Origin of the sequence: Actinosynnema sp. NPDC023658 (genome assembly GCF_040639995.1) — a bacterium.
GTDB lineage: Bacteria > Actinomycetota > Actinomycetes > Mycobacteriales > Pseudonocardiaceae > Actinosynnema.
In genome coordinates, this window is the sequence record NZ_JBFAAX010000183.1 from 1 (window position 1) to 10,756 (window position 10,756).

The 10,756-nt window shown below is 72.0% G+C and carries 10 protein-coding genes; 9 read left to right on the forward strand and 1 reads right to left on the reverse strand.

What is annotated here, in order from left to right; genetic code table 11:
* A partial coding sequence (locus tag AB0G02_RS19665; RefSeq protein ID WP_360796253.1) for an AAA family ATPase occupies nucleotides 1–752 on the reverse strand: 752 nt, incomplete at its 3' end.
* A gap of 586 nt (nucleotides 753–1,338) precedes the next feature.
* On the opposite strand from AB0G02_RS19665, the gene mraZ reads away from it, so the two are divergent.
* The 9 genes from mraZ to murD form a co-directional block, all read left to right on the forward strand.
* Nucleotides 1,339–1,770 carry a division/cell wall cluster transcriptional repressor MraZ gene (gene mraZ, locus AB0G02_RS19670; protein ID WP_073899631.1) on the forward strand — a complete coding sequence of 144 codons (432 nt, stop codon included), beginning with the start codon at nucleotides 1,339–1,341 and terminating at the stop codon, nucleotides 1,768–1,770.
* A 173-nt stretch (nucleotides 1,771–1,943) separates the two neighbouring features.
* Nucleotides 1,944–2,888: a 16S rRNA (cytosine(1402)-N(4))-methyltransferase RsmH gene (gene rsmH / locus AB0G02_RS19675; protein ID WP_360796228.1), complete on the forward strand. Its 945-nt coding sequence runs from the start codon at nucleotides 1,944–1,946 to the stop codon at nucleotides 2,886–2,888.
* Entirely contained in the window at nucleotides 2,885–3,037 is a 153-nt protein-coding gene (locus AB0G02_RS19680) for a hypothetical protein (protein WP_360796231.1), read from the forward strand. Before rsmH ends, AB0G02_RS19680 begins: the two co-directional genes overlap by 4 nt.
* Nucleotides 3,034–3,546: a hypothetical protein gene (locus AB0G02_RS19685; protein WP_360796234.1), complete on the forward strand. Its 513-nt coding sequence runs from the start codon at nucleotides 3,034–3,036 to the stop codon at nucleotides 3,544–3,546. Before AB0G02_RS19680 ends, AB0G02_RS19685 begins: the two co-directional genes overlap by 4 nt.
* A 101-nt stretch (nucleotides 3,547–3,647) precedes the next feature.
* Complete coding sequence (locus tag AB0G02_RS19690) at nucleotides 3,648–5,456, forward strand: penicillin-binding protein 2 (protein ID WP_360796237.1); 1,809 nt, start codon at nucleotides 3,648–3,650, stop codon at nucleotides 5,454–5,456.
* A gap of 250 nt (nucleotides 5,457–5,706) precedes the next feature.
* Nucleotides 5,707–7,236, forward strand: coding sequence for a UDP-N-acetylmuramoyl-L-alanyl-D-glutamate--2,6-diaminopimelate ligase (locus tag AB0G02_RS19695; RefSeq protein ID WP_360796240.1), 1,530 nt, complete (start codon nucleotides 5,707–5,709; stop codon nucleotides 7,234–7,236).
* Nucleotides 7,233–8,693 carry a UDP-N-acetylmuramoyl-tripeptide--D-alanyl-D-alanine ligase gene (gene murF / locus AB0G02_RS19700; RefSeq protein WP_360796244.1) on the forward strand — a complete coding sequence of 487 codons (1,461 nt, stop codon included), beginning with the start codon at nucleotides 7,233–7,235 and terminating at the stop codon, nucleotides 8,691–8,693. Before AB0G02_RS19695 ends, murF begins: the two co-directional genes overlap by 4 nt.
* Nucleotides 8,690–9,778: a phospho-N-acetylmuramoyl-pentapeptide-transferase gene (gene mraY, locus AB0G02_RS19705; RefSeq protein ID WP_360796247.1), complete on the forward strand. Its 1,089-nt coding sequence runs from the start codon at nucleotides 8,690–8,692 to the stop codon at nucleotides 9,776–9,778. Before murF ends, mraY begins: the two co-directional genes overlap by 4 nt.
* Nucleotides 9,779–9,780: 2 nt before the next feature.
* A partial coding sequence (gene murD, locus AB0G02_RS19710) for a UDP-N-acetylmuramoyl-L-alanine--D-glutamate ligase (RefSeq protein WP_360796250.1) occupies nucleotides 9,781–10,756 on the forward strand: 976 nt, incomplete at its 3' end.

Here is a 10,756-nt window from a genome sequence, read left to right on the forward strand (position 1 = left end):
CGTAGCGCTCCATGAACGGCTTGTTGTAGCCCGTCCGCTCGTAAGCGGCAGAGATCTCCGCCCCGGGTGGCGCCGACCAGCTCCACCGCGTACCGGCGGATCTCCGGCGACAGGTGCACCCGCCGCACCACGTGCACCAGCCTGAGCACCTGCTCGGCGTCGGACACCGGCCGCAGGTCGGCCATCGGGTCGTGGCCCGCGTGCTCGTCCACCATCGCCAGCTCGGCCTGCGGGTCGGGGTAGCCGATGGAGACCCGCGCGGTGAACCGGTCGCGCTGGGCCTCGGGCAGGGCGTAGGTGCCCTCCATCTCGATCGGGTTCTGCGTGGCGATCACCATGAACGGGGCGCCGAGCGGGTAGGTCTGCCCGTCGACCGTGACCTGGTGCTCCTCCATGCACTCCAGCAGCGCCGACTGGGTCTTCGGCGAGGCGCGGTTGATCTCGTCGCCCACCACGATGTTCGCGAACACCGGGCCGGGGCGGAACTCGAAGTCGTTGTCCTGCCGGTTGTAGATCGACACACCGGTGATGTCGCTGGGCAGCAGGTCCGGCGTGAACTGGATGCGGCTCACGGTGCAGTCGATCGACCGGGCGAGCGCCTTGGCCAGCGAGGTCTTGCCCACCCCCGGAACGTCCTCGACCAGGAGGTGCCCCTCGGCCAGCAGGGTGACCAGCGCGACCCGGACGACGTCGGGCTTGCCGACGATGACCCTCTCCACGTTGGCGGCGATCCGGCCGACGGCGGCGTGCAGCTCCGCGAGTCCTTCTTCGGGCCGGGCCTGCGGTTGGCTCGTGGTGCTCACGTGGTTGACCGCGGGCGCTCCACTGCCCCCGTAGGAGTTCTCTGGCAGCGCGGCTGGCTGGGTACTCGGAGTCACTCGACCTCCTGGAGCAGGGCGCGGCCCTCCCGCGACCGGTTCGCGGTGGCGGTGAGCGTTTCACGCAGTGTGTCAAACCAGGGCTAAGCGCCCCACACCGATTGAACATTCTCGTGGCGACGGATACCACGGCCCCGCGACCCGACCGGTTCACCGCTGCCCACCACGATTCCCCACCACCCTCCCGAGTGAACCGGTTTTGCCCGGATTTGCTGCGCCATCCGGGTGGACTTCTGGCCGGATCCGCTCACCCGGCGAGGTGGTCACCGCTCGCGTCCCCCACCGCCCTCCACCCCGGCCATCTTCGTTCTACCTGCGTAAACGCTCCGGCGCGTCCCGTGCGACCACCCGTTTCAGCGTTGACTGTGGTGAAAAGTGGGGTACTGTGGCGGCCGGTGGGGCAGACGGGGGCTCCACTGCCGGTCGGAAGTGACGCTTCCGGCGTCGGGAGGTGGGCGCCGTGTTCCTGGGCACGCACTACCCGAGGCTGGACGACAAGGGCCGACTGACGCTGCCTGCGAAGTTCCGGGACGCGCTAGCGGGGGGTCTGATGGTCACCAAGGGCCAGGACCACTGCCTCTACGTGTTCCCCCGGGCCGAGTTCGAGCAGATGGCGCGCAAGGTGGCGGAGGCTCCGTTCACCAACGAGGCGGTCCGCGCCTACCAGCGCTACCTGTTCGCCGGTACCGACGAGCAGCGGCCGGACGGCCAGGGCCGGGTGTCGATCGCACCGGAGCTGCGGCGGTACGCGGGGTTGACCAAGGAGTGCGTGGTCATCGGCGCGATCAACCGGCTGGAGATCTGGGACGCGCAGGCCTGGCAGCGCTACCTCGAGGAGCACGAGGACAGCTACGCCACGGCTCGCGAGGAGGTGCTGCCCGGCGTCTTCTAGATCGGCTGGATCGGCCGTTTGTTTCGAGGTTTCGGGTGCCGTGAGGCCTCGGTCCGCTCGGCTTTCGGCCCTGGCGCACCTTCCCCGGCGCCAGGTCCGACGGGCGGGCGGGGACCTGACGACACCCGAATTTCCGTTTGTTGAGAGGGGCGACCATCGAGGGAGGGGACAGGGTGGAGCAGGCGCGACACGTGCCGGTGCTGCTCGACCGCGTCCTGGACCTGTTGGCCCCCGCGTTGGCCGATCGGGACGCCGTGTTCGTCGACTGCACGCTGGGTCTGGGCGGGCACTCGGAGGCGGTGCTGAAGGCGCACCCGAAGGTGCGGCTGATCGGGCTGGACCGCGACCCGCAGGCCATCGAGCTGTCGCGGCGGCGGTTGGCGCCGTTCGGTGACCGCGTCCGGTTCGTGCAGACCACCTACGACGGGATCGTCGAGGCGGTCGGCGGCACGCCGGTCGACGGGATCCTGATGGACCTCGGGGTGTCCTCGCTCCAGCTGGACGCCGAGGAGCGCGGGTTCGCCTACTCCAAGGACGCGCCGCTGGACATGCGGATGAGCGCGGGCACCGGGCCGACGGCGGCCGACGTGCTGAACACCTACCCGGTGGACGAGCTGACCCGGATCCTGCGCGACTACGGCGAGGAGCGGTTCGCCCGCAAGATCGCCGGCGCCGTGGCGCGGGAACGGGAGCGCGAGCCGTTCACCACCAGCGGCAGGCTGGTCGAGCTGCTGTACGACGTGGTGCCGGCGGCCACCCGCAGGACGGGCGGCCACCCGGCGAAGCGGACGTTCCAGGCGCTGCGCATCGAGGTGAACGAGGAGCTGGAGTCGCTGCGCCTGGCGCTGCCCGCCGCGCTGTCGGTGCTGGCCGTCGGCGGGCGGATCGTCGTGGAGTCCTACCAGTCGCTGGAGGACCGGATGGTCAAGCGGGCGTTCACCGCGCTGGCCACCTCCACGTCACCGCAGGACCTGCCGGTCGAGCTGCCCGGCCACGGCCCCCAGCTGAAGCTGGTGACCAGGGGCGCGGAGCAGGCGAACGAGCAGGAGATCGAGCAGAACCCCAGGGCCGCCTCGGTGCGGCTGAGAGCGGCGGAACGCATCCGGGAGGCGACGTGACCGCACCGGCACGCACCGGCGGCGGTGCGTCGTCCTCGGCCAGACCGGCCAAGCCCCGTGAGCGCTCGCTGAAGGCGGTGCCCGGGGAACGCCGTCGTTCGGCCGCGGTGGAACGCGCCTACGCCCGTCGGGCCGCGGCCGGGCGGTGACCCGTCAGCCCGTGGTGGCGCCCAAGGCGCCGTTCGTGGTGATGGTCATGATCGTGCTCGGCGTCGGCATCGCGGCGATCATGTGGCTGTCGACGCAGGCGACGGCGGACTCGTACCGGTTGCAGGACGCGCGGGCCGAGGAGACCAGGCTCGCCCGGCAGGTCGACCAGCTGCGGCGGGACGTCGCGCTGGCCGAGTCGCCGCCGAGCCTGGCCGACGCCGCGACGAAGCAGGGCCTGGTGCCCGCGGGCGACCCGGCCCGGTTGCGGCAGCTCCCGGACGGGTCGGTCGAGGTGTACGGCACGCCGTCGGCGGTCGAGCCGCCCCCGCCGCCGACGTCGTCCTCCTCGCCCCCGCCTTCGTCACCGTCGCCGTCGACGAACCCGCCACAGCAGACCGCGGACCAGCCGCCGGCCCAGGGGCAGACCCAGGCGGGCGGCCAGCCGCCACCCGCGCAGGGCCAGGGCGCGCAGCAGACCGCGGAACAGCCGGTACCAGGAGGTCAGTGATGCCGGGGCCCAGCAGGGGCAGGCCCGCCCGACGCCCGTTGTCCGTCCGGGGGCCCGCTCCCGGGCGACGGCGCGGTGGCAACAGCCGGGTCCGCCTCGCGGTGGGGCGGTTGCTGCTGGTGGGCGCGTTGCTCATCGCGGGCGTCAAGCTGGTGCAGGTGCAGGGGTTCCAGGCGGAGGCGCTGTCCGCGCAGGCCGAGAAGCAGCGCGCCACGCCCATCGACATCCTGGCCGCGCGCGGCTCGATCCTGGACCGCAACGGCAACCAGTTGGCGTTCAGCGTGGAAGCGCGCGCCCTCTACGCCATGCCGAACAGGATGCGCGAGGACTGGGCGGCGGCGCTGAAGGCCAACCCGGAGATCGGCAGCTTCGAGGACCGCATCGCCGCCATCGCCTCGACCGTCGAGCAGACGCTCGGCAAGGAGGTGTCCGGGCAGAAGACCGACCGGGACTCCGTCCTGGCCAAGCTGTCGCGGGACACCACGTACGTGGAGCTGGTCGACAACGTCGACCCGGGCAAGGCCGCCGTCATCACGGAGAAGTACCACGACATCGGCTCGGAGTACCGGGCCGTGCGCGTCTACCCGAACGGCGACCTGGCGTCGAACATCATCGGCGCGGCGAACTGGCGCAAGAACTCGGAACCGCCCGCCACGCACGGCCTGCTGGGGTTGGAGAACGCGCAGGACAACCTGCTCGCCGGTAACAACGGGCGGCGGGTCGTGGACACCGTCCAGGGCAACGACAACGTCGTCATCCCGGGGCCCGACCGGTCCCGGGAGCTGACGCCCGCCACGCCCGGCAAGAGCCTCGAACTGACGCTGGACGTGGACACGCAGTACGCGTTGCAGCGCATGGTCACCGACTACACGGCGAAGACGGCGGCGCGCAGCGGGTCGGCGGTCGTGCTGGACGTCCGGACCGGCGAGATCCTCGCGATGGCCAACGACAAGACGTTCGACCCGAACGACTTCGGCAAGGCCACCGAGGACCAGCTGCGCAACCTCGCGGTCACCTCGGTGTTCGAGCCGGGCTCGGTGAACAAGGTGGTCACCGCGGCGACGGCCATCGAGGACGGCATCTACCAGCCGGACAGCGTGCTGCGGGTCGACGGCACCATCAAGGTGTCCGACCGGGTCATCGGTGACTGGTGGCGCCACGGTCCGCTGGACATGACGTTCACCGGCGTGTTCGCCAAGTCGTCCAACGTGGGCACGTTGATGACCGCGCAGAAGATCGGCCAGGACCGGTACGCCGACATGCTGGACAAGTTCGGCTTGGGCAAGCGGACCCAGTCCGGGCTGCCCGGCGAGGAACCGGGCTTCGTGCCGCCGCTCAACCAGTGGTCCGGCTCGACGTTCGGCAACCTGCCGATCGGCCAAGGCCTCAACATGACGCTGCTGCAGATGACCGGCATGTACCAGGCGATCGCGAACGACGGCCTGCGCATCCCGCCGCGGATCCTGCGCGCCGAGGTGTCGGCCGACGGCAGCCGCAAGGCGGTGGACCCGCCGGAGGGCGAGCGGGTGGTGTCGCCGCAGACGGCCAAGACCGTCCGCGACATGTTCCGCGCGGTGATGCAGGAGGGCGAGGGCCGGGACGCGCTCCTGCAGAGCGGGACGGGCGTGCCGGCGGCGCTGCCGGGCTACCAGATCAGCGGGAAGACGGGCACGGCGCAGCAGGTCGACCCGAAGTGCGACTGCTACAGCAGCTCGCAGTACTGGATCACCTACGCGGGCATCCTGCCCGCCGACAACCCGAGGTTCGTGGTCGGCATCATGCTCGACAACCCGACCAAGAGCCCCCAGTCCGCCGCGCCGCTGTTCCACGACGTCGCCTCGTACCTGTCGCAGCGCTACCAGGTCCCGCTGTCCCCCGAGCAGAGCCCGGTCGTGCCGCTGGTGCTCTGAGGGCCGCCACCCGCCCACGCCGACGCCGGATCCCACGCCGACGCCGGTGTCCTCGGCTTTGCCGCGACCGGAGCCCGTCCGAGCCCGCGCCGGTGCCCGCCTGCGCCCGCGCCGGTTCCCATCCGCGCCTACGTCGGGCACCGCTCCGCTCCGCGATTCCACGCGGGTCCGGGTGCGCGTCGGGGTGGTGAGCCGGTCCGCAGTGGACGTGCCGGACGAACACTCTCCGTGCGCCGGTAGCCTTCCGCGCGTGCCTGCCAAGCTCGAGGGCAAGGTCGCGACCGCTCCGCCTCGCCCTTCCCGCACCCCGCCCGTAGCCGTGTCCGAGCTCGCCACGACCGTCGACGCCCACCTGACCGCCCCCGACCGGGCGCACGTCCTGGTCAGCGGCGTGACGTTGCGCGCCCAGCACGTGCGGCCCGGCGACCTGTTCGCCGCGTTGCCCGGAACCCGGGTGCACGGCGCCGACTTCGCCGCACAGGCCGTGGAGAACGGCGCGGTGGCCGTGCTGACCGACGCCGAGGGCGCGGAGAAGGTGCGCGGGGTGCCGGTGCTGGTGCACGCGGACCCGCGCGCCGTCCTGGGCCTGCTGGCCGCGTGCGTCTACGGCTACCCGTCGACCCGCCTCGCCGTGTGGGGCGTGACCGGCACGTCCGGCAAGACCACCACCAGCTACATGATCGAGTCGGCGTTGCGCGCGGCCGGTCGCGTCACCGGGCTCATCGGCACGGTCGAGACGCGCGTCGCGGGCAGCAGGCTCGACAGCGCCCTGACCACCCCCGAGGCCCCCGACCTCCAGGCGTTGCTGGCCGTGATGCTGGAACGCGGCACCACGGACGTGGTCATGGAGGTCTCCAGCCACGCCCTGCGCCTGGGTCGGGTCGGCGGCGTCGGCTTCTCCGTCGGCGCGTTCACCAACCTCTCCCAGGACCACCTGGACTTCCACCCGGACATGGAGGACTACTTCCGGACCAAGGCCGAGCTGTTCGACGGCCGGGCCCGCACCGAGGTGGTCTGCGTGGACGGCGACTGGGGTCCGCGCCTGGTCAAGGAGCACACCGTCACCGTCGCGACCACCCGGGACGCGCACTGGACGGCCACCGACGTGACCGTGTCCGCCACCGGCGAGCAGGCGTTCACCGCGCACGGCCCGGACGGCGTGGTGATCGACGTCGAGCTGAGCCTGCCCGGTGACTTCAACGTCGCCAACGCCCTGCTGGCCGCCGGCTGCCTGCACTCCCAGGGCGTCGGGCCGGACGCCATCCGCGAGGGCCTGCGGGACGTCCAGGTGCCGGGCCGGATGCAGCGCGTGGACGAGGGCCAGGACTTCACCGCCGTCGTGGACTACTCCCACAAGCCGGCCGCCGTCGCGCTGGCGCTGCAGGCGGTCCGGGCCCGCGCCACGGGACGGATCATCACCGTCCTGGGCTGCGGCGGCGACCGCGACACCGCCAAGCGCCCCCTCATGGGCGAGGAGGCGGCCCGGCGCAGCGACGTGCTGGTGGTGACCGACGACAACCCGCGCAGCGAGGACCCGGCGGAGATCCGGGCGGCCATGCTGCACGGCGCGCTGGCCGTGCCCGACGACCAGCGCGGCGAGGTCGTGGAAATCGGTGACCGCCGCCGCGCCATCGAGCACGCGGTGTCCCTCGCCCGCACGGGCGACGTGGTCGTGGTCGCCGGCAAGGGGCACGAGACCGGCCAGGAGGTCGCGGGCGTCGTGCACCCGTTCTCCGACGTGGACGCACTGACCGAAGCCATCAGAGGAGCCACCCGGTGATCCAGCTGACCCTCGCCGAGATCGCCGAGGTCGTCGGCGGCAGGCTGCACCACGCCACCGGCGCGGAGGTGGTCACCGGCAGCGTCGAGTTCGACACCCGCCAACTGACCCCCGGCGGCCTGTTCCTGGCCCTGCCCGGCGAACGGGTCGACGGCCACGACTTCGCCGCCCAGGCCGTCGCCCAGGGCGCGGCCGGTGTGCTGGCCGGCCGCGAGGTCGACGCGCCCGCCGTCATCGCGCCCCCCGTCGACAAGGCCCAGGGCAACGCCTACGTGCTGTCCGGCGACACGGACGGCGCGGGCGCGGCGGTGCTGACCGCGCTGGCCAAGCTCGCCCGGCACGTCACGGACCGGCTGGAGCACCTGACCGTCGTCGGCGTGACCGGGTCGTCCGGCAAGACGTCCACCAAGGACCTCATCGCGCAGGTGCTCACGCCGCTCGGGCCGACGATCGCCCCGCCCGGGTCGTTCAACAACGAACTGGGCCACCCCTGGACGGCGTTGCGCGCCGACGAGAGCACCCGCTTCCTGGTCCTGGAGCTCAGCGCCCGCGGCGTCGGGCACATCGCGGAGCTGTGCCGGGTCGCCGTGCCCCGCGTCGGCGCGGTGCTGAACGTCGGCAGCGCCCACCTGGGCGAGTTCGGCTCGCGGGAGGGCATCGCCCAGGCCAAGGGCGAGCTGGTCGAGGCACTGCCCGAGGACGGCATCGCGGTCCTCAACGCCGACGACCCGCTCGTCGCGGGCATGGCCGACCGCACCAAGGCCAAGGTCGTCCTCGTCGGTGAGCACCCCGACGCGCAGGTCCGCGCGCAGGACGTCGAGCTGGACGAGCAGGCCCGCGCCCGCTTCACGCTGGTCACGCCGCAGGGCGAGGCGCGCGTCCGGCTGGCCGTGCACGGACCGCACCAGGTCGGCAACGCCCTCACCGCCGCCGCGATCGCCCTCGAACTCGGCGCGACCCCGGAAGGGATCGCGCAGAGCCTCGGCTCCGCCGAGCGGGTCTCCGCGCACCGCATGGCGGTCTCCGAACGTCCTGACGGCGTGACGATCGTCAACGACGCCTACAACGCCAACCCGGAGTCGGTGCGCGCGGCGCTGAAGTCGCTGGCCACCATCTCGCGGGCCACCACGCCGGCCCGGCGGAGCTGGGCGGTGCTCGGCCCGATGGCCGAACTGGGCGCGGACTCGGTCCGCGCGCACGACGAGATCGGCCGGCTCGCGGTCCGCTTGGACATCAACAAGCTGGTCGTGGTCGGACAGGACGCCCGGGCGATGCAGCAAGGCGCGCACCTGGAAGGATCATGGGGAGAAGAAGCGATCCTGGTGCCCGACGTGACGGCGGCCGTCGAGCTGCTGCGCGAGCAGGTGCGGCCCGGTGACGTCGTCCTGGTGAAGGCATCCAACTCATACGGCCTGTGGCGGGTTGCCGAGGCTCTCCTGGAGGCGGTCAGCAAGTGAAGAGCATTCTCATCGCGGCGGCCATCGCGCTGCTCGCGTCGATCATGCTGACGCCGTACCTGATCAAGATCTTCTCCCGGCAGGGCTTCGGTCAGGAGATCCGCGAAGAGGGACCGCAGAGCCACAAGACCAAGCGCGGCACGCCCACCATGGGTGGCGTCGCGATCCTGGTCGCGATGTGGGCGGGTTACCTCGGCGCGCACCTGGTGAACTCCATGTCGGCGTCCGCGCAGGACCAGACCCCCAGCGCGTCCGGCCTGCTGGTGCTCATGCTGACCACGTCCCTGGGCGTCGTGGGCTTCCTCGACGACTTCATCAAGATCCGCAAGCAGCGCAACCTGGGCCTGAACAAGACCGCGAAGCTCGTCGGCCAGTTCGTCGCCACGATCATCTTCGCCGTCCTGGTCATGCAGTTCCCGAACAAGGAGGGCTTCACGCCCGCCTCGGTGAACCTGTCGTTCGTGCGCGACATCACCGTGGTGTCGTTCGGCGTCGTCGGCTTCGTGGTGTTCTGCTACGCCGCGATCAGCGCCTGGTCGAACGCGGTGAACCTGACCGACGGCCTCGACGGCCTGGCCGGCGGCACGTCCGCGATGGTGCTCGGCACCTACGTGGTGATCAGCTTCTGGCAGTTCCGCTACAACTGCTCGAACCTGCTCGTGGCGGGCTGCTACGACGTGCGCGACCCGCTGGACCTGGCGCTGGTGGCCGCCGCCGCGATGGCGGGTTGCATCGGCTTCCTGTGGTGGAACGCCGCGCCCGCCAAGATCTTCATGGGCGACACGGGCTCGCTCGCGCTGGGCGGTCTGGTCGCCGGCCTGTCCATCGCCACCCGCACCGAGCTGCTGATGGTCGTCATCGGCGGCCTGTTCGTGGTCGAGGCGCTGTCGGTGGTGCTCCAGGTCGCGATCTTCCGCACGTCACGGCGGCGGTTGTTCCGGATGGCGCCGTTCCACCACCACTTCGAACTCGCCGGGTGGGCGGAAACCACGGTGATCATCCGGTTCTGGTTGCTCGCCGGCATGTGCTGCATGCTCGGGCTCGGCCTGTTCTACAGCGAGTGGCTGACCGCGGTAGAGAGCTGACCATGGGATTCCTCGAAGGTCGTCACGTCCTGGTCGCGGGGGCGGGGGTGACCGGCCGGTCCGCCGCCGAGGCGTTGTTGGCGGCCGAAGCCGTGGTCACCGTGACCGACGGCTCGGCGGATCGCCTCGCCGCGCTGGAGCAGCTGCTGCCCGGCGTGACGCTCCTGCCCGGCCTGGTCGAACCGCCCGCGGGGACCGAGCTGGTGGTGACCAGCCCCGGCTGGCGGCCGTCCAGCCCGCTGCTGGAGGCGGCGACGGCGGCCGGCATCGAGGTGATCGGTGAGGTCGAGCTGGCCTGGCGGATGGGCCTCGAACTGGCCGACCCGCCGACGTGGCTCGCGGTCACCGGCACCAACGGCAAGACCACGACGGTCGGGATGCTGGAGTCCATCCTGCGCGCGGCCGGCATCGACGCGGTGGCGTGCGGCAACGTCGGCCTGCCCGTGGTGGACGCGCTGCTGGCCGGGCGTCGGGTGCTGGCGGTGGAGCTGTCGAGCTTCCAGCTGCACTGGTCGCCGTCCGTGCGGCCGTTCGCCGGGGTGCTGCTGAACCTGGCCGAGGACCACCTGGACTGGCACGGCACGTTCGAGGCGTACGCCGGGGCGAAGGCCGGTGTGCTGACCGGTGAGGTCGCCGTCGGCGGTGTGGACGACCCGGTGGTGGCGTCCCTGCTGGCCTCCTCGCCGGCGGCCGCGCACGTCGGGTTCACGCTCGGGTCGCCCGAGGAAGGCCAGCTCGGCGTGCACGACGGTCAGCTGGTCGACCGGGCGTTCGGGCCTTCCGACGTGGTGCTGCTGCCGGCCGCGGACGTCCACCCCGGTGGACCTCCGGGGATCGCGGACGCCCTGGCCGCAGCGGCGCTGGCCCGCGCGCACGGCGTGTCGGCCGAGGCGGTGGCGCGCGGGTTGCGCGACTTCACGCCGGGCGCGCACCGGGCGGTGCTGGTGACCGAGGCCGACGGGGTCTCCTACGTCAACG